At 56.1% G+C, this 20,335-nt stretch carries 11 protein-coding genes; 4 read left to right on the forward strand and 7 right to left on the reverse strand.

The annotated features are described in order from the left end of the window. Positions 1–132 precede the first annotated feature (132 nt). The gene (gene dnaE, locus KUF54_RS07905) at positions 133–3,666 is read right to left on the reverse strand and encodes a DNA polymerase III subunit alpha (protein WP_219346080.1); all 3,534 of its coding nucleotides are present in this window, start codon (positions 3,664–3,666) and stop codon (positions 133–135) included. Positions 3,667–3,916: 250 nt separating this feature from the next. Here dnaE and KUF54_RS07910 point away from each other — a divergent pair, with 250 nt between their 5' ends. Further along, complete coding sequence (locus tag KUF54_RS07910; protein WP_219346322.1) at positions 3,917–4,705, forward strand: outer membrane protein assembly factor BamD; 789 nt, start codon at positions 3,917–3,919, stop codon at positions 4,703–4,705. 70 nt (positions 4,706–4,775) lie between these two features. Here the strand turns inward: KUF54_RS07910 and KUF54_RS07915 are convergent, their stop codons facing one another. Further along, the gene (locus KUF54_RS07915) at positions 4,776–6,845 is read right to left on the reverse strand and encodes an ATP-dependent DNA helicase (protein WP_255576386.1); all 2,070 of its coding nucleotides are present in this window, start codon (positions 6,843–6,845) and stop codon (positions 4,776–4,778) included. 134 nt (positions 6,846–6,979) lie between these two features. Between KUF54_RS07915 and KUF54_RS07920 the strand changes: the two genes are divergently transcribed. Beyond that, positions 6,980–7,741, forward strand: coding sequence for a PP2C family serine/threonine-protein phosphatase (locus KUF54_RS07920; RefSeq protein WP_219346081.1), 762 nt, complete (start codon positions 6,980–6,982; stop codon positions 7,739–7,741). Positions 7,742–7,905: 164 nt separating this feature from the next. On the opposite strand, the gene KUF54_RS07925 is transcribed toward KUF54_RS07920, so the two are convergent. The 5 genes from KUF54_RS07925 to KUF54_RS07945 all read right to left on the reverse strand — a co-directional run bounded on the left by KUF54_RS07925 (position 7,906) and on the right by KUF54_RS07945 (position 15,690). Then, complete coding sequence (locus KUF54_RS07925) at positions 7,906–8,676, reverse strand: hypothetical protein (RefSeq protein WP_255576387.1); 771 nt, start codon at positions 8,674–8,676, stop codon at positions 7,906–7,908. 85 nt (positions 8,677–8,761) lie between these two features. Beyond that, complete coding sequence (gene zapE, locus KUF54_RS07930; RefSeq protein WP_219346082.1) at positions 8,762–9,859, reverse strand: cell division protein ZapE; 1,098 nt, start codon at positions 9,857–9,859, stop codon at positions 8,762–8,764. A gap of 159 nt (positions 9,860–10,018) precedes the next feature. Then, a complete protein-coding gene (gene lpdA, locus KUF54_RS07935; protein WP_219346083.1) occupies positions 10,019–11,446 on the reverse strand; it encodes a dihydrolipoyl dehydrogenase in 1,428 nt (475 codons plus the stop codon). Between the two features lie 83 nt (positions 11,447–11,529). Then, positions 11,530–12,747 (reverse strand): 2-oxoglutarate dehydrogenase complex dihydrolipoyllysine-residue succinyltransferase, encoded by a 1,218-nt coding sequence (gene odhB / locus KUF54_RS07940; protein ID WP_219346084.1) that lies wholly within the window; start codon positions 12,745–12,747, stop codon positions 11,530–11,532. A 63-nt stretch (positions 12,748–12,810) separates the two neighbouring features. Continuing rightward, entirely contained in the window at positions 12,811–15,690 is a 2,880-nt protein-coding gene (locus KUF54_RS07945; protein WP_219346085.1) for a 2-oxoglutarate dehydrogenase E1 component, read from the reverse strand. A 220-nt stretch (positions 15,691–15,910) separates the two neighbouring features. On the opposite strand from KUF54_RS07945, the gene KUF54_RS07950 reads away from it, so the two are divergent. Together KUF54_RS07950 and fdnG are read left to right on the forward strand one after the other, a co-directional pair. After that, positions 15,911–17,113 carry an AI-2E family transporter gene (locus KUF54_RS07950; RefSeq protein ID WP_219346086.1) on the forward strand — a complete coding sequence of 401 codons (1,203 nt, stop codon included), beginning with the start codon at positions 15,911–15,913 and terminating at the stop codon, positions 17,111–17,113. Positions 17,114–17,273: 160 nt separating this feature from the next. Continuing rightward, complete coding sequence (fdnG, locus tag KUF54_RS07955; protein WP_219346087.1) at positions 17,274–20,333, forward strand: formate dehydrogenase-N subunit alpha; 3,060 nt, start codon at positions 17,274–17,276, stop codon at positions 20,331–20,333. The last annotated feature ends 2 nt before the right edge of the window (positions 20,334–20,335 follow it).

The following is a 20,335-nucleotide window of genomic DNA, read 5'->3' on the forward strand; positions in this document are numbered from 1 at the left end:
TTCAAGCAGATTAAAAGTAAAACAAGGAAAACAGCATGAAATCCTTGGGAATCCCGCATTGATTAAGCAGTGAGCGCTATCAAAAAATCAGGCCGCTGCTGGTTACTTCATCCGGCAGCGGCTATAGACTTTTTACTTATAAATCACCTTGACCTGGCCCGCACCCACCGAGCCATACCAAGCGGCCAGCGCCGCATCTGATGGATAAAAGCGGCTGCTCTCGCCCAACTCCAGCTCACAGCTAGCTGCGCCGCGCTCGTCCTTGCAAACCATGTCAAGCCGCACCTTCACACCATGGGTGACGTTGCCACTCTCGGTTTCTTCCACCTTTGCGGGGAATTGGCGCAGCAGACCCGGCACATCAGGCATGTTTTCACCCACGCTCACTTGCAAATAGCGGGCGTAGCGGCAGCGCGCATCGGACAGCGTCCACATTTGCTGGACCTTCATGCGCAGGCCGCCGCTAAAGCGATCAGGCTGCAAACGGCCTGAGACGACGACAAATTCGTCTTCTTTGAGCACATCCACGCAAGCCGCCATGGTTTTTTCATCCACCGACGCTTCAATCGCCATCGATTTATCGTCGATGCTGAAAATGCTGAGCTTGCCGCGCTGGCCGTTAATGGTGCGCAGGCCACTGATGATGCCGGCCATGGTTTGCGCCTCGCGGCTATCGCGCATCTCGGCAATAGGGGTGCGTACAAAGCGGCGCACCTCGGCCTCAACCTCGTCAAACAGATGACCCGTGAGATAAAAGCCGATGGCGGTTTTCTCCAGCGTCAGCTTTTCCTTCACGCCCCAGGGCAGTACATCGGCCATGGGGGGCTCTGCCGTGCTGGAGCCGACGGCATCGGCGCCCATCATGTCGAACAAACCGCCTTGGTCGGCATTGGCGATGGATTTGGCCGCAAAGCCCATGGCCGTATCGAGCGTCGCCATGAGCGATGCGCGGTTTAGGTCGATGGAGTCAAAAGCCCCGCCCTTGATCAGCGCTTCAACGGTGCGCTTGTTGAGCTTGCTGCGCTCCACGCGCAAGCAGAAGTCGAACAGGCTTTTGAATGGGCCACTTTCTTGGCCATTAGGACCTGCACCCACGCCATTGCGCGCAGCCACTATCGCTTCGATAGCAGCTTGTCCAGTGCCTTTAATGGCTCCGAGCCCATAACGTATCACTTTATCGGTCACCGGCTCAAAGCGGTGCACGCCGCGGTTCACGTCGGGCATCTCAAAAGTGATGCCCATGCGCAGCGCGTCTTCGTACAGCACCTTGAGCTTGTCAGTGTTGTCCATTTCTACGGTCATATTGCCGCAGTAGAACTCAGCCGTGTAATGCACCTTGAGCCAGCCGGTGTGATAGGCCAGCAGGGAGTAAGCGGCGGCGTGCGACTTGTTAAAGCCATAGCCCGCGAACTTTTCCATCAAGTCGAAAACTTCGTCGGCCTTGGTCTCATTGAGTCCGTTCTTGGCCGCACCTTCGCGGAACAAGGCGCGGTGCTTGGCCATTTCTTCGAGCTTTTTCTTGCCCATGGCTCGGCGCAGCAAGTCAGCGCCGCCCAATGAGTAGCCGCCCAGTACCTGAGCGGTCTGCATCACCTGCTCTTGGTAAACCATGATGCCGTAGGTCTCGGCCAGCACCTTTTCAACCATGGGGTGCGGGTACTCCACCACTTCCTGCCCGTGTTTGCGGGCAATAAAGCTGGGAATCAGGTCCATAGGGCCGGGGCGATACAGAGCGTTCAGCGCAATCAGGTCTTCCAGACGCGAAGGCTTGGCTTCCTTGAGCATCTGCTGCATGCCGCGCGATTCAAACTGGAACACGGCTTCGGTTTTGCCATCTGAGAACAGTTTGTAAGTCGGGTAGTCATCGAGAGGAATGTTCTCAAACTGGAAATTTTCCTGACCCTTGTGGCGCTTCATGATGAATTCGCGCGCAATCTCCAGAATGGTCAGCGTGGCCAAGCCCAAAAAGTCGAACTTGACCAGACCCACCAGTTCCACGTCATCCTTGTCAAACATGGCCACGGCCGAGGTACTGCCGGGCTGCTGGTACAACGGGCAAAAATCTGCCAAGCGACCCGGCGCAATCACCACACCACCGGCGTGCATGCCGATGTTGCGGCACATGCCTTCCAAGCTTTGCGCCATCTCGATGAGGGTCTTGACGTCTTCCTCACGCTCAATGCGCTCAGCCAAAATGGGCTCGGCCTCAATCGCATAGGTGTACTTATCGCCTTCCTTTTTAGGGTTGGGCGGGTACTTCAGCGTGACGTTCAAACCGGGCTTGTTCGGGATCAGCTTGGAGATGCCGTCGCAGAACATATAGCTCATGTCCAGTACACGACCCACGTCTCGAATCGAAGCGCGCGCAGCCATGGTGCCGAAAGTAGCAATCTGGCTGACCGCATTGCGCCCGTATTTGTCCTTCACATAGTCGATGACACGGTCACGATTTTGCTGACAAAAGTCGATGTCAAAGTCAGGCATGGAAACGCGTTCTGGGTTCAGAAAGCGCTCAAACAGCAAGTTGTATTCCAGTGGGTCAAGGTCAGTGATCTTGAGTACGTAGGCCACCAACGAGCCCGCGCCCGAGCCGCGACCCGGCCCCACGGGGCAACCATTTTGCTTGGCCCATTTAATAAAGTCGCCCACGATCAGGAAGTAACCGGGAAAACCCATCTTCATGATGGTGCCCAGCTCAAACTCCAATCGCTCTACATAGCGAGGGCGTTCGGCATCGCGCTTAACGGGGTCGCGGTAAAGGTGGACCAGGCGCTCTTCCAGGCCTTCAAACGACTCTTGGCGGAAGAACTCATCCATGGTCATGCCATCAGGCACTGGGAAGTTGGGCAGCTGCGGGTTGCCCAGATCCAGTGTCAGGCTACAGCGGCGGGCAATTTCAAGCGTGTTTTCAATGGCGCTAGGAATGTCGGCAAACAGGGCCTGCATCTCGGCTGCGGTCTTGAAATGCTGCTGGCGCGTGAACTTGCGCACGCGCTTGGCGTTACCCAGAATTTCGCCTTCGGAAATACATACCCGAGCCTCATGCGACTCATAGTCGTCGGGCTTGGGAAACTGAATCGGGTGGGTAGCCACCACGGGCAAGTTCAAGCGGCTGGCCAGCTTCACCGCTGCCAGCAGATGCGATTCATCATCAACGCGGCCTGCACGCTGAATTTCCATGTAGAAACGGTGGGGGAACATGGTGGCCAGGCGCTGCGCAATCTCCGCCGCACCCTTTTCATCACCACGGGTCAGGGCAATGCCTACGGGGCCCGCCTGTGCTCCGGCCAGCACGATCAGGCCTTCGCCTAGCTCTTGCAGCCATTCCCACTTGTGCTGAGCTTGATCGCGCACCACACCGCGCGTCCAGCCACGGGACAGCAACTCCGCCAGGTTGTGATAACCCTGCTTGCTTTGCACCAGCACGATGATGCGAGAGGCTGGCGAGTCGCCCAGACCTTCCAGCACAATCTCGGCCCCCAACACGGGCTTGACGCCCTTGGCGCGGCCTTCGCGGTAGAACTTGATGCCGCCAAACAGGTTGTTGAAGTCAGTGATGGCCATTGCCACCTGCCCATCTTCAGCAGCGGCCTTGATCATGGCATTGATGCGGGTGGTTCCGTCGACTACGGAAAATTCGGTGTGCAGGCGCAAATGGACAAACATGGTCGCTATTGTAGAAAGAGCGCGGCATCCCTGCGGGCGCAATGCCTCTGTTACTACGCTCGCTTTCGCCAATGCATCCGAAAGACGCGAGGAACTCACTACAGCAGCACGACTGCCCCTTACAATGCTTCGATCCTTTTTCGGGAGGCTCAAAGTCTGGTGGTGTATGGTGTGGTGCTTTAGCCCAGCCGCATCAACAGCCGGGTCTACCTTCAAACTACCGCTAATGATCGTCAGAAAACTGTCCACCATGCCGCGTATTTCACTGACTCTTGTCCCTGCCGTGTTAATCGCCGCAGCCCTCGCGGGATGCTCCAGCACCAAGGATGACCCGACGGCCAAGTGGACTCCCGAACGTATCTATACAGAAGCACGTGACGAGTCTTCCTCGGGAGCCTTTGATAAGGCTGTGCCACTGTTTGAAAAGCTCGAAGGCCGTGCCGCTGGCACGCCTTTGGCTCAGCAGGCTCAGCTGGAAAAGGCTTACGCCCAGTTCAAGGCCGGCGATAAAGTGCAGGCTCTGGCCACTTTGGACCGCTTTACCAAACTGCACCCCGCAAGCCCGGCGATGGACTATGCGCTGTACCTCAAGGGCCTCGTCAATTTCAACGATAACTTGGGCATGTTTGGCTGGCTGACCCGCCAAGACCTGTCTGAGCGCGACCAAAAAGCTGCCAAGGACTCGTTCGAGTCTTTCCGCGAACTGGTTACACGCTTTCCTGACTCGAAGTATGCAGAAGACAGCCGCCAGCGCATGCAGTACATCGTGAACTCACTGGCTCAGTACGAAGTTCACGTGGCCAATTACTACTACAGCCGCGGCGCTTATGTGGCAGCCATTGCCCGCGCACAAACCGCTGTGCGTGACTACCAGAACGTGCCAGCAGTGCGCGAAGCCATGGCGATCCTCGTCAAGTCCTATGACGCATTGGGCATGACCCAGCTGCGCGACGATGCCAAGCGTGTTCTAGAAACCAGCTACGGCACTGCCGCCGCGCCCACCCAAGAGAAAAAAGCTTCTTGGTGGAAGCTCTGGTAATCAAACTCGCATCACTGCGGTGAAGCTCCCACAAAAAAGGATACGTACTGCGTATCCTTTTTTGTTGAGATCAAGCATTCGATTCCATAGAACCTTCGCCACGCTGTGCAGCCAACTGACTGAGGGTTTCTTCAAATTCAGGCTGACTACCCAGCACTCGCATGGGCGGCAGCGCCGCCATGAGCTGGGCGCCATAGCCCATGCTGATCAAACGACTATCGCAAATCACCAGCACACCTCGATCAGATTCACTGCGAATCAAGCGCCCCGCCCCTTGCTTTAGCGCCAAGGCGGCCTCGGGGATCATGTAGTCGTAAAAAGCGGTTCGCCCCACACTTTCCAGCTGCCGCGAGCGGGCTTCAACCAGCGGGTCATCCGGCGGGGGAAATGGCAGTTTGTCGATCACCACCAGTTGCAGCACATCGCCGGGTAAATCTACGCCTTCCCAGAAAGTGGCTGAAGCCACAAGAATCGCGCCCCGCTGCTGCGTCAAGTGGCTGACACCTGCAGCCATAAAACGCTCAATCAGCGCCAGTTTCGGCGCCTCACCCTGCACCAGAACATCGAGATCAGCAAACAAGCCCAAAGAGGAGCGCAGCGATTCGCTGATCGCGTGCAAGGCCTTGAGCGTTGTCGTCAATACCAGCGTACGCCCGCCAATGCGCTGGGCCGCATCCAGCACCAACTGCGCCACTTGCGGGCTGTGTTGGGCACTGCCCGCCGCAGCAAAAGGCTGGGGCACATAGACGCCGGCCTGATGGTGATAGTCAAACGGGCTTTCTACCTGCAGCACTTTCGCACCATGCAAACCACAGGATTCGGTAAACCAGCTCAAGCGTTCGTCATGCCCCAGCGTGGCTGAGGTAAAAATCCATGTCTTGTCAGCACGAGCATTGGACTCTTTGCTCTCATTATTGACACTCCCATCCAGAGTGCGCTGTAGCAAGCGCTGCTGCATGATGCGGGCAATCGACAGTGGCGACTCCAGCATGCGCAGGTGCTGCGCGCCCACCTCCAACCAGCGCACGCACTCATCATCGGCAGGCGCCGCAAACCGGGCCAACCTTGCCAGCAGTTCAGCACCGCGCTCATATAGGCGCTGCAAATCGGCCGCCGTATCCGCCAATACCGCCAAGGACTTCAGCAGCGCCCGCAGGCTTTGCCCCAGCCGCACCAGCGCCGCGCGCCACGCGAGGCCATCTAAGCCCTGCGGCGTAATGCCTTGCCAAGGCAGGCGGCCACCCACCGGGGGCTTGCCTGCTTGCAAGCGCAGCTCGCGCATGGCTTGCTCTAGGGTGGTGCACAGCACCAGCCAATCGGCCATGCCCCGCGCATGTTCTTGCGTCAGCCTCAAAGCATCGCGGGCATAGCCCACCAACTGCTGGCTAGAAAGAGTTTCGCCCGCAAACTGCACGCCAATATCGTTGAGTTGATGGGCCTCATCCACCACCACCACGCCCGTATTGGGCAACAGGTTGGCCACGCCGCTATCGCGCACGTCCAGATCTGCAAAAAGCAGGTGGTGATTGACCACCACAACATCCGCCTGCAGCGCATGCTGGCGGGCCACATTGACGTGGCAGGCCTGCCAGTGGGGGCAATCAGAGCCCAGGCAATTGTCTTTGGTCGAGGTGACCAGAGCGATAACCGGCGAGCGTTCATCCAGCGCCTGCATTTCTGCCATATCGCCCGTGCGAGTGACTCTGGCCCAACGCTCTACATCGGCCACTGCACGCAGCACCTGCGGGTCCTGCGGCGCTGTGCGGCCTTGGCGCACGCGTTCAAGCCGCTCAATACACAAATATGACGCACGCCCTTTGAGCCGCGCCATGCGTAGCGGTAAACCTAAGCCGTGCACCAACCTTGGCAAATCACGTGCAAACAACTGGTCTTGCAAGGCCTTGGTGGCAGTGGAAACCAGCACACGCTGACCACTGAGCAGTGCCGGAACCATATAGGCATAGGTTTTGCCTACACCCGTGCCCGCTTCAACCACCAGCACATCAGCCTCTTCAATCGCCTGCGCCACAGCCAACGCCATGCGCGTCTGGCCCGAGCGCGGCAAAAATGCAGGCTCGGCTTGAGACAATGCGCCGTCCACAGCAAATACATGCGCAACAGCGTCCTGCAATTGAGTCAAATCCGTTCCACCTTTAGAAAAATCACCTCAAGATAAGCACACACAAGCTGACAAAGAAGCGCCGTCAACCTCTCTGCGCCAGATAAGATGTAACGCGGCGTTAAGAAAAGCCACTCCAGTCCTCTACCTCACTCATGTCATCTAACTACCGCATCCAAGCCGCAACGGGTATTCATCGTGGCGACAGGGAATATCAGCAAGACCAAGTTTTGCTGATGGCCCACCCCTACTCTGAATCTTGCATTCTTGGTGTAGTAGCTGACGGTATGGGGGGTCGCAGCGGTGGGCGCAAAGCTTCTGACCAAGTCATGCTCACTTCGCGCCAACTATTTGAGCGCTTTGAGCCCGGCAAAGAAGATTGCACCCAGATGCTTCGCTCCATTGTGCAGGAAGCGCACATGGTCATCCGCCTCACCGCCATCTCCTCAGAGCAAGAGCCGCACAGCACCGTCGCCGCCTTTGTATTGCTGCCAGATGGCGGCTGCCACCTCATGCACTCGGGCGATTCGCGGCTTTATCACTTTCGGGGCGAACATCTTATCCACCGCTCGCTGGATCACTCTTACGTACAGGCCTTAGTTGACCGCGGCGAACTTACTGAGGAAGAGGCCAGCTATCATCCTCAATCCAATATTTTGCTGGGGTGTCTTGGCTCAGAAAATGAGCCACCCATGGTTCACCATCACATCAAAAAACTGCTGCCCGGCGATACGCTGATGGCTTGTTCTGACGGTGTCTGGCACTACTTCAACAAACAAGAGCTAGCCACCGTGCTCAATGGACTCTCACCCCGGGAGGCTTCGGGATTTTTGATCGAAAAAGCCCGCCAGCGCGCCACGGGCAGCGGCGACAACCTTTCACTCGCTATTTTGAAGCTATCGGCCATTGCTAATTAGCTAGCTAATTGAGCCAAGGCGCTTTAGATACATGCATTAGCAGCAATGCTTTTAATAGCAAAATCTATCAATAACTAAACCGTTCAACTTAACCAGATGCTTGATGAGGTTTAGGAGCATAGCAACGATCTTCTAGCTATCGCCGCAGAGGTAGCAAACACGCTTTAAGGAGCTGGTGCAGGCAGCGGCGCTGCGGTCTGGCCGCGCTCCTTGGCTTGCTGCAACGAACGAGCCTTGCGCTCAGCAGCCTCTTTTAGCTTGGCCTCACGCTCAGCTCTGGCCTTGGCTTCACGCTCTGCCCTGCCCTGATCGGCCTTTGCACGGCTTAGCTCATGACTGCGCTGATACTCGGCCTGCTTGCTGGCGCGCTGCTGGGCCTCACTATGGCGCAGCGCCTGAGCCGCTTGCTCATCAACAGCAGGCTTAGCGCCCACACCTGTGGGTGTGGGCTGACGCTTGTCTGCCCCCTCGCGCTTTTGCGACTTCATGGGGACCGCTGATTTCTCGGCCTTTTTTTCTTCAATGCTTTGCAACCTAGCCGCTGCTGCTTGTCTGCGCTCGAGCTCGTTGATTTGCAACTCACGCGCACGCAGCGGGGCATCTTTTATGCGGGCTTGCTCACGCGCATCAGCAAGGCAGCTTTCAACCGAAAACTTTTGGTAGCAAAGCTTGTCGTCAGCAACGCGCTGCTGCTCGATGACGACTCGCTTGCTCACGATTTCTGCGCGCTCAGCAGCGATTTCTTTGTGCAACTGTTCTCGCTGCTCTTGCTGGCGCTCTGCTGCGGTCTTTGGCGTCAACAGGGCTTCACCTTGCACCTGAGGCATCTGCGCATTGGCAGGCGCACAAAACATCCAGACCGCAGCGACTGGGGCAAGTGCCAAAGTAGCAAAGCGGCGAATGATTGGCAAGGCAAAGTGAGTAGACATCTTCATCAACTTAAGGCTTAAGGGACAGGCAAGTATCTTAAAGCGATTAGTAAACACTGGGCTGCAAGGCTTGACAGCTCTGCTTGGCACATCAGGTCAAGCGGGTGTCCACAACGCGACGCTCCAGCGCCAGATACTCCTTAGAGCGCATCTCATTCAAACGCGAGACAGTGCGCGGGAACTCATGGGATAGCGGACCTTCTGTATAAATTTTCTCAGGAGCCACAGCAGCCGACATGATGAGCTTGACATGGCGGTCATACAGCACGTCCACCAGCAGCGTAAAACGCCGCGCAGCCGATGCCATATTCACATGCAACTCCGGCACATCAGACAGCAAGACGGTATGGAACTGCGTGGCAATTTCAAGGTAGTCGTTTTGCGAACGCGGGCCGCCGCACAGCTCACGGAAATCAAACCAGACCACACCACCCGCACGGCGCTTGGCCGCAATCTTGCGGGTCTCGATCTGCATCACGGGTTCTTCGTCATGCACTTCGGCCAGACGGTTAAAGGTATCCGTCATGGCCGCATCGGCCTCAGCACCTAGCGGGCAGTGGAAGAGCTTGGCGTCTTCCAAGGTGCGGCGGCGGTAGTCAGTGCCGTTGTCTACGTTCACCACTTCCATACGCTCTTTAATCAGCGCAATCGCGGGCAAGATACGGTCACGGTGCAGACCGTCGGGATATAGACCGTCAGGCATGAAGTTGGAAGTGGTGACAAAGCCCACGCCATTGGCAAACAAGGACTCCAGCAGCTTGTAGAGAATCATGGCGTCGGTGATATCGGCGACGTGAAACTCGTCAAAACAGATCAGTTTGTACTTCTTGGAGATCTTGGCACCCAGCGCGCTCAGCGGGTCCTGCGTGCCTTGCATCAGGTGCATCTCGCGGTGCACCTCGCGCATGAATTCGTGAAAGTGCAGACGCACCTTGCGCTTGATGGGCACGGCGTTGAAAAAGCATTCCATCAAAAAACTTTTGCCGCGCCCTACCCCCCCGTACATGTAAACGCCTTTGGGCAAGTCGGGGTGGTTGATCAGTTTTTTGAGCGCGTTGGAGCGCTTGCCTTTATAGGCCGTCCATTCATCAGCGCAGCGCTGCAGCGCTTCGACGGCACGCAATTGCGCAGGATCGCTTTTGAAACCCTTGGCGGCCAGCTCTGCCTCATAGGCCTGTTTTACATTCACCGTCTTGTCTCCAGATTTCAGATGCTCAAAAAACAATAGCTGCTAGTGCTTATAGATTAAGCGCTAGCAGCCATTTTTATCTAAATTTTAAAGAAACTCAGCTTGCGCGCGGGTACTTCACAGCCATGTCAAAAACCTGCGCGCAAGACTGATGAAACTTTAGAAATTCAAAGTGCGCTTATCTACAGCCAGAGCGGCTTCCTTGGTAGATTCAGACAGCGATGGGTGTGCGTGGCAGATGCGGGCGATGTCTTCGCTCGATGCCTTGAACTCCATGGCCACCACGGCTTCAGAGATCAGCTCGGACACCATGGGGCCGACCATGTGGACGCCCAAGATTTCATCGGTCTCAGCATCGGCCAGGAACTTCACCATGCCGGTCGTATCGCCCAGCGCACGTGCGCGGCCGTTCGCCAGGAATGGGAATGTGCCGGCCTTGTACTTAACGCCATCAGCCTTGAGCTGCTGCTCGGTGCGGCCCACCCATGCCACTTCAGGGCTGGTGTAGATCACGGAAGGCAGAGTTGCGAAGTTCACATGACCATGCTGGCCCGCGATGCGCTCGGCCACGGCCACAGCTTCTTCTTCAGCCTTGTGTGCCAGCATAGGGCCACGCACCACGTCGCCCACCGCCCACACGCCGGGCAAGTTGGTCTTGCACAGGTCGTCCACCACGATGGCGCCGCGCTCGTCCAGAGCCAGGCCCACGGCTTCAGCGTTCAGGCCGATGGTGTTGGCGGTACGGCCAATAGAGACAATCAACTTGTCCACTTCCAGCGACTGGGCTTCGCCCTTGGCGTTGGTATAAGCAACAGACACGCCCTTCTTGCCAGCCTTGACTTCGCCGATCTTCACGCCCAGCTCGATCTTCAGACCTTGCTTGTCGAAAGCCTTCTTGGCTTCCTTGGCGATTTGCTCGTCCACCACAGGCAGGAACTTGTCCATGCCTTCGAGCACGGTCACTTCCGTGCCCAGACGACGCCAGACCGAACCCATTTCCAGACCGATCACGCCAGCGCCGATCAGTGCCAGCTTCTTAGGCATGTTGTTCAGGCTCAAAGCGCCGTCGTTGGACAGCACGTTTTCTTCATCAAAAGGCAGTCCGGGCAGTGCACGGGCATTGGAGCCAGTTGCCACAATGATTTGCTTGCCGGTGATGACTTCTTCTTCCTTGCCAGCCACCTTGATTTCATAGCCGCCTTCAGCAGCCTTCACAAAGGAGCCTCGGCCGTGGAAAAACGTAACCTTGTTTTTCTTCAGCAGGTACAGAATGCCGTCGTTGTTTTGCTTCACGATCGCTTCCTTGCGGGCGATCATCTTGGCCACATCCATCTCCACCTTGCCAGTCGAGATGCCGTGGTCAGCAAAGTGCAGCTCGGCATGTTCGAAATGCTCGGAAGACTGCAGCAGCGCCTTGGAGGGGATGCAACCCACGTTGGTGCAGGTACCGCCAGGAGCAGCGCCGCCCGCAGCGTTCTTCCACTCGTCGATACAGGCGACGTTGAAACCCAGTTGTGCAGCACGGATCGCTGCGATGTAGCCGCCAGGGCCTGCGCCGATCACGACGACGTCAAATTGCTTGCTCATGATTGAAATCTTTACTCTGTTTAACTGCAAAAAAGCCCACCGCTTTTGGTGGTGGGCCTTATCGAATTGAGACCTGCGAAAAATTACAGATCAAACAGCAGACGGGATGGATCTTCCAGCGCGTCCTTCATGGCGACCAGGCTCAGCACAGCTTCGCGGCCGTCGATGATGCGGTGGTCATAAGACAGTGCCAGATAGTTCATGGGGCGAATCACGATCTGACCGTTTTCGACCACAGCACGGTCCTTGGTTGCGTGCACGCCCAGAATGGCGGACTGAGGTGGGTTGATGATGGGGGTAGACATCATCGAGCCGAAGGTGCCGCCATTGGAGATGGAGAAAGTACCGCCAGTCATGTCTTCAATGCCCAGCTTGCCTTCCTTGGCCTTTTGACCGAATTCAGCAATCTTCTTTTCGATGTCGGCGAAGCTCATCTGATCTGCATTGCGCAGGATGGGCACCACCAGACCGCGAGGAGAGCTCACAGCGATACCGATGTCGAAGTAACCGTGATAGATGATGTCGTTGCCGTCCACCGAAGCGTTCACCGCAGGGAACTTCTTCAAAGCGTGCACAGCCGCCTTGACGAAGAAGGACATGAAGCCCAGCTTCACACCGTGTTCCTTGGTGAAGGAGTCCTGGAACTTCTTGCGCATGTCCATCACAGGAGCCATGTTCACTTCATTGAACGTGGTCAGGATGGCGTTGGTGGCTTGCGACTGCAGCAGACGCTCAGCAATACGGGCACGCAGACGTGTCATAGGCACGCGCTGCTCTGGGCGCTCGCCCAAAATAGCGGGAGCAGCAGCCACTTGAGCCACGGGAGCTGCAGCAGGAGCGGCTGCGCCAGTCTTGACTGCGTTCAGCGCATCACCCTTGGTCACGCGGCCGTCTTTGCCGGAACCAGCCACATTCGCTGTGGACAGATTGTTGTCGGCCAAAATCTTGGCAGCAGCAGGCATCGCCACACCGCTCTTGTCGGCAGCAGGAGCTGCAGCAGCCACGGGGGCAGCAGCAGGAGCCGAAACGGCGGGAGCGGCAGCAGGAGCGCCAGCCACAGCTGCGGAGTCGATCTTAGCGATCAGCTGCTCAGCGATCACGGTTGCGCCGTCGCCTTGCAGGATTTCAGTGATCACGCCAGCCGAAGGAGCAGGCACTTCGAGCACGACCTTGTCGGTTTCGATTTCGATCAGGATTTCGTCCACAGCCACTGCCTCGCCAACCTTTTTTTTCCAGGTCAGCATGGTTGCTTCAGCGATGGATTCGGACAACTGGGGGACTTTGACTTCAACGATAGCCATTTTATTTCTTTCCAAAAGTGTTTTGTCTGATACGAACAAACGTAGAGAAGCGGTTTGACTGCCTTATTTGGTCAGAACAAAACCCTTGAGTTTGGCGAATGCGCCTTCCACCAGTGCCTTTTGTTGCTCTTGGTGCAGATGCGAGTAACCCACAGCAGGCGAAGCGGACGCAGCGCGACCGGAGTAGCCCAGCTTTTGGCCTTCACGCATGTTTTCGTGAATATTGTGCTGAATGAAGAACCAAGCACCTTGGTTCTGTGGCTCATCCTGGCACCACACGATGTCAGTCGCGTTGGAGTACTTCTTCACTTCGGCAGCGAATGCCTTGTGCGGGAAGGGGTAGACCTGTTCGACGCGGATGATAGCCACGTCATCAATTTCTTTCTCCGTACGCTTCTTGACCAGATCGTAATACACCTTGCCCGAGCAAGCGACGATGCGCTTGACCTTGGCAGCGTTCTTGACGATGGCCTCGTTCTGCTCAGGAATCACGGTCTGGAAGCCACCAGAGGTGAACTCGGACAGAGGCGAAGTTGCGTCCTTGTTACGCAGCAGCGACTTGGGAGTCATGATGATCAGTGGCTTGCGCAGGTTGCGCACCATCTGACGACGCAGCACGTGGAAGATCTGGCTGGCCGTTGTAGGCTGCACGATCTGCATGTTAGCGTCAGCAGCCAGCTGCATGAAGCGTTCCAGACGGGCTGAGCTGTGCTCAGGGCCTTGGCCTTCATAGCCGTGTGGCAGCATCAGAGTCAGGCCGTTGACACGACCCCACTTGACTTCACCGGAGGCGATGAACTGGTCGATCACAACTTGAGCGCCGTTGGCGAAGTCGCCGAACTGGGCTTCCCACACCACCAGGGTGTTGGGGTCGTTCGATGCGTAGCCGTATTCAAAGCCCAGCACTGCCTCTTCAGACAAGATGGAGTCGATCACGACGAACGGGGCTTGGTTGTCAGCCACGTTTTGCAGAGGGATGTAGGTGCCCTCGTCCCACTTTTCACGCTTTTGATCGTGAACCACAGCGTGGCGGTGGGTAAAGGTGCCGCGACCAGAGTCTTCACCCGACAGACGCACGGGGAAGCCCGAAGCAGCCAACGAGCCGAAAGCCATGGTTTCGCCCATGCCCCAGTCAATGTTCACATCGCCACGGCCCATGGCTGCGCGATCGTCATACACCTTCTTGACCAGCGCGTGAGGGTTCACGCTGGCTGGCAGGGTAGTGATTCTCTCGGCCAGACGCTTCCACTCAGCCAAAGGAATGGCGGTGTCGCCAGCGTCAGTCCAAGTCTTGCCAACGAATGGGCTCCAGTCCACTGCGTACTTGCTCTTGAAGTTGGTCAGCACCACATCTTGTGTGTGACGACCTGCATCCATCGCAGCTCGGTAGGCCTTGACCATGTCGTCGCCCAGCGTTTCGCCCAAGCCTTGAGTGGCCAGCTTGTCTGCGTACAGCTTGCGCGTGCCGGGGTGGGCAGCGATCTTTTTGTACATCAGAGGCTGTGTCAGCGCAGGAGTGTCTTGCTCGTTGTGACCCAGCTTGCGGAAGCAGACGATATCAACAACGATGTCCTTGGAGAACTCCATGCGGAAGTCCATCGCCAGCTTCATAGCCAGACACACGGCTTCAGGATCATCACCGTTGACGTGCAGAACAGGCGACTCAACCATCTTCACGATGTCCGTGCAATACGTGGTCGAACGGAGGTCACGGGGGTCAGAGGTGGTGAAACCGATCTGGTTGTTAATGATGATGTGAACCGTACCGCCTGTGGTGTAGCCACGGGTTTCGGAAAGAGCCAGAGTTTCTTGGTTCACGCCCTGACCGGCAAAAGCGGCATCACCGTGCACCAGCACAGGCAGCACTTGCTTGCCTTGAGGGTCATCGCGACGATCCATACGCGAACGCACCGAGCCTTCAACCACGGGGTTGACGATTTCTAGGTGAGAAGGGTTAAACGCCAGCGACAGGTGAACGGGGCCGCCCTTGGCAGACACGTCAGAACTGAAGCCTTGGTGATACTTCACGTCACCAGCAGGCAGGTCTTCAGGCGCTGTGTGATCGAACTCAGCGAACAAGTCCTTAGGCATTTTGCCCAAGGTGTTCACCAGCACGTTCAAGCGACCGCGGTGAGCCATACCGATCACAACTTCTTGTACGCCCAAGGCGCTAGCCGTGTTGATTAGCTCATCCATCGCAGCAATGAAGGACTCGCCGCCTTCCAGCGAGAAGCGCTTCTGACCCACATACTTGGTGTGCAGGTAGCGCTCTAGGCCTTCAGCAGCGGTCAAGCGATCCAGAATGCGCTTCTTTTCGTCTGCATTAAAGACGGGCTTGGAGCGAATGGACTCCAAGCGCTGCTGCCACCAGCGTTTTTGGTTTTGATCGGTGGCATACATGTACTCAGCACCCAAAGTGCCGCAGTACGTTTCGCGCAGAGCATTGACCAGCTCGCGCAAAGTCATAGTGTCTTTGCCGAAGAAGGTGTTGCTGGTGTTGAATACCACTTCTTGGTCGGCATCGGTGAAGCCGTAGAACGACAGCTCCAGCTCAGGAATTTCGGGGCGCTCGGTGCGCTTCAGAGGATCCAGATCAGCCCAGCGCTGGCCCACATTGCGGTAAGCAGCAATCAGCTGCTGCACTGCTGTGCGTTTGCGACCCAACTCGGAGTCTGCGCCAGAAGCCACAACCACCTTGGTGCCGCCTTGCTTTGCACGTTCGGCAAAAGCATTGATCACTGGCAGGTGAGGGATATCCTTGTTGTCCGTACCATCGACGGCTGGCACATGCTGCAGAGCATCGAAATACTCGCGCCATGAATCGGGGACGCTATTGGGATTAGCCAAATAGCTTTCGTACATCTCTTCGACATAAGGCGCATTGCCGCCGAAAAGATAAGTATTGCCTTCATAGGCTTGATAGATCGATGATTGATCACTCATATTGCGCTGACCTCCGCTCTCCTGAAGAAAGCATTAGCTGGTTTGTAGAACCTTCCGCGACACGGCTGTACCGATTGGCGGATGCGACTGTGGCATGGGAAGGGCCTGAAGTTGCGGGAGTCATTGTGCCACCGTTCAAAGCTTGAGTCTTATAAAAGACATGCTGTTTACACACCGAGTACTCGCTTACATTGCGTGAATCTCAAAAACTTGGATTCGTATGCCACTTCTGCCCCTTCACAAACGTGCATTTATTCTTCTTTTGATAGCAGTCACTCTTGGTTTCGGCTTGGTTTTACAAGAATATGTCGTTGCCATCTTCTGGGGTGTTGTATTTGCCATCGTCTTTGCTCCTTTGCACCGCAAGCTGCTGGTGCGCATGCCTCAAAAACCCACGCTAGCAGCTCTTGCGACCCTGCTAATTAGTCTGGTAATGGTGATTCTTCCACTGACCTTGATCAGTCTTTCGCTCATCAAGGAAACCGCCGCTATTTATGAACGCATCAACAGCGGCAACCTGTCAGCAGGCAGCTATGTAGAACAAATTTTCAACGCCATGCCCTCTTGGATGACGCCGTGGATGGAGAAGCTGCACCTAGGCACGCTGAGTGAAATTCAGACCAAGCTCTCCAATGTCGCCTTGGAAGCGAGCAAGCTTGCCGCAAGCAAGGCCGTAGGCTTGGGACAGAACACGCTAGGCTTTGTGGTGGGCTTTGGCGTGATGCTGTACCTCATCTTCTTTTTGCTGCGAGACGGCAAAGCATTGGTCGCCCGCATCTGGGCCGCCACCCCTTTAGCGCACGACCATAAACGAGAGCTTGCTATCAAATTCATCACAGTCATTCGCGCCACCGTTAAAGGCAATTTGGCTGTGGCTGCGGCTCAAGGCGCTCTCGGTGGTTTGATTTTCTGGATTCTCGGCATCCAAGGCGCCGTGCTATGGGCCGTGGTCATGGCTTTTCTATCTTTGCTGCCCGCTGTAGGAGCTGGCCTGGTCTGGGGCCCTGTTGCGATTTACTTCTTCGCCACTGGCGACGCCACCAAGGGTGTTGTTTTAGCCGCTTACGGAATTTTGGTGATCGGCTTGGTAGACAACGTTCTGCGCCCCTTACTGGTTGGCAAGGACACCAAAATGCCGGACTATGTGGTGCTGATCTCCACCCTGGGCGGCATGGCCTTGTTTGGGCTTTCGGGCTTTGTCCTCGGCCCCGCTATTGCAGCATTGTTCATGGCTGCGTGGGAATTATTTACCACCATGCAAGAACAAGAAGAGAAACAACTGCGTGATGAACTCGCTCGAAAAAGCATTATTCAAACCAATGCCTTCATTCCAAATGAATTGCAAAACGAATCAAATTCGACGATTAATGAAATTTCAGAAAATACTGAAAACTCAAACAACAACAAGCAGAATAAGTCATAGCTATTCAATATAGGTCTGATTGAAAAAAACAAAAACGAATTTAAACAATCAAAGACGCTCAGAACCACTCAACTTTTAAGGGTTAGCGACTGCTATCAAAAAAGGAACAAGTCGTAAAATCTGTTTTCACATAAGCGTTCAACCGAAAAGGTACCCCACAATGGTCCAATTCTCCAGACGCCAGTTCATGAAAGTGACTGGTTCGACTCTGGCGGGTTCGAGCTTGGCTCTGATGGGTTTCTCCCCCACAGCTGCTCTTGCTGAGGTGCGACAGTACAAACTGTCAGCCACCACCGTAACTCGCCAGACCTGCACCTACTGCTCAGTAGGCTGCGGAATTTTGATGTACTCCTTGGGTGATGGCGTTAAGAACGCCCATCTGTCAGTACTGCACGTGGAAGGCGACCCGGATCACCCGGTCAATCGCGGCACACTGTGCCCCAAGGGTGCTTCGCTGCTGGACTTCGTTCACAGCCCCAACCGCCTCAAGTATCCAGAGTACCGCGCTCCCGGCTCGACCGAATGGAAGCGCATCTCCTGGGATGATGCTCTGAGCCGTGTTGCCAAGCTCCTCAAGGACGACCGCGACGCCAACTTCATTGAAAAAAATGAAAAAGGCCAGACGGTTAACCGTTGGCTCACCACTGGCATGCTGGCCGCTTCGGCCTCCAGCAACGAAGCCGGTTACGTCACACACAAAGTAGCCCGTTCATGGGGCATGCTGGCGCTCGATAACCAAGCACGTGTCTGACACGGCCCGACGGTGGCAGGTCTTGCCCCGACGTTTGGCCGTGGAGCCATGACCAATCACTGGGTTGACATCAAAAATGCTGATGTGATCCTGGTAATGGGTGGTAACGCAGCAGAAGCTCATCCTTGTGGTTTTAAGTGGGTCACCGAAGCTAAAGAGCACAACAAGGCTCACTTCATGGTGGTGGATCCGCGTTTCAACCGCTCCGCATCGGTCGCCGATTTCTACGCCCCTATCCGTTCGGGCTCGGACATCGTGTTCCTGGGCGGCATCATTAATTACTTGTTGACCAACGACAAGATTCACCACGAATACGTTAAGAACTACACAGACTTCTCGTACATCGTGCGCGAAGACTTTGCGTTCGACGAAGGTATCTTCTCTGGCTACAACCCCGAGACTCGCACTTACGACAAATCGTCGTGGGATTACGAGCTGGGTGAAGACGGCTTTGTGAAGACTGACCCCTCGCTGCAGCACCCCCGCAGTGTGTACCAGTGGCTCAAGCGCCACTACGCAGGCTACACCCCTGAAAAGGTGGAAAGCATCTGCGGCACACCCAAGGAAAAGTTCCTGCATGTGGCCGAAAAGTTTGCTTCGACTGCTCAAGCAGGTCGTGTCGCAACCATCATGTACGCCCTGGGCTGGACACAGCACACCACCGGCGCACAGATGCTGCGTACGGGCGCCATGATCCAGTTGCTTTGCGGCAATATCGGTCTTGCTGGCGGCGGCATGAACGCGCTGCGTGGCCACTCCAACATCCAAGGTCTGACTGACCTGGGCATTCTGTCTGCTTCGCTTCCCGGGTACCTGACGCTTCCAAATGAAGCGGAGCAAGAGTACAGCAAGTTCATCGACTCACGCACACCTAAGCTGATGCGCCCCGGTCAGATGAACTACTGGTCGAACACGCCCAAGTTCCACGTCAGCCTGATGAAGGCTTGGTACGGCCCTGCAGCGACTGCTGAAAACAACTGGGCTTATGACTATTTGCCTAAGTTGGACAAGCAGTACGACATGCTGCAAGTTGCCGACCTGATGGTGCAAGGCAAGGTCAATGGCTACATTGCCCAAGGCTTTAACCCATTGGCATCGCTGGCCAACTCGAACAATGTTCGCAAGGGGCTGAGCAATCTGAAGTTCCTGGTGATCATGGATCCTCTGGTCACTGAAACCTCCGAGTTCTGGAAGAACCACGGCGAGTTCAATGATGTGGACTCCGCATCCATCCAGACCGAAGTGTTCCGCCTGCCCACCACCTGCTTCGCTGAAGAAGATGGCGCAGTCGTGAGCTCTTCACGCGTGCTGCAGTGGCACTGGAAGGCTGCAGAGCCACCAGGAGAGGCCAAGACCGACATCGCAATCATGTCGGGCCTGCACCTGCGTCTGAAGAAGATGTACGAGGCCGATGGCGGCAAGTTCCCTGACCCCATCAAGAACCTGTGGTGGCCTTACGCCCAGCCTGCACACCCATCCTCGGAAGAAATCGCCAAGGAATACAACGGTCGTGCGCTGGCAGACGTCAAGGACGCTAACGGCAACGTTATCCGCAAGGCTGGCGAGCAGTTGGGTGGTTTTGGTGAACTGCGCGATGACGGCTCCACCGTCGGCGGCTGCTGGGTTTGGACTGGTTGCTGGACTTCGTCGGGCAACCAAATGGCCCGCCGCGACAACAGCGACCCTTCTGGCATAGGCAACACGCTGAACTGGGCTTGGGCATGGCCGGCTAACCGCCGCGTGCTGTACAACCGTGCCTCTGCTGACCGTCAAGGTAAGCCGTTCGATCCAAAGCGCGTCCTTGTTAAGTGGGATGGCGCTAAGTGGGTTGGCCCGGATGTACCAGACGTTGGTGTGACTTTGGACCCCGAAGTCATCAACCCGTTCATCATGAACCCCGAAGGTGTGGCTCGCTTCTTCGCTCGCAAGGGCTTGAACGAAGGTCCATTCCCAACGCACTACGAAGCGTTTGATAACCCATTGGGCTACAACCCGATGTACCCAGAAAACAAGCTGGCCGTTATCAACCCCGCAGCGCGTATCTTGGAATCGACTAAGGGCACAGCAGGCGATCCTAAGGAATATCCACATGTGGGTACGACTTACCGCTTGACCGAGCACTTCCACTACTGGACCAAGCACGTTCAGCTGAACAACATTGTTCAGCCTGAGCAGTTTGTGGAAATTGGTGAATCGCTGGCCAAGGAGTTGGGTATCGAGACCGGCCAAAAGGTCAAAGTTTCTTCTGCACGTGGATTCATCAAGGCGGCTGCCGTGGTGACTAAGCGCCTCAAAGAGATGAAGATCGACGGCAAGACAATCCATCACGTGGGTGTACCTATCCACTGGGGCTTCTCGACGACAGGTCGTAAGGGCTATCTGGCCAACAACCTGACCGCATCGATTGGCGATGGCAACAGCAACACACCTGAGTCCAAGACCTTCCTGGTCAAGGTCGAAAAGGCATAAGG

This window comes from Comamonas sp. Y33R10-2, assembly GCF_019355935.1.
Classification (GTDB): domain Bacteria; phylum Pseudomonadota; class Gammaproteobacteria; order Burkholderiales; family Burkholderiaceae_C; genus Comamonas.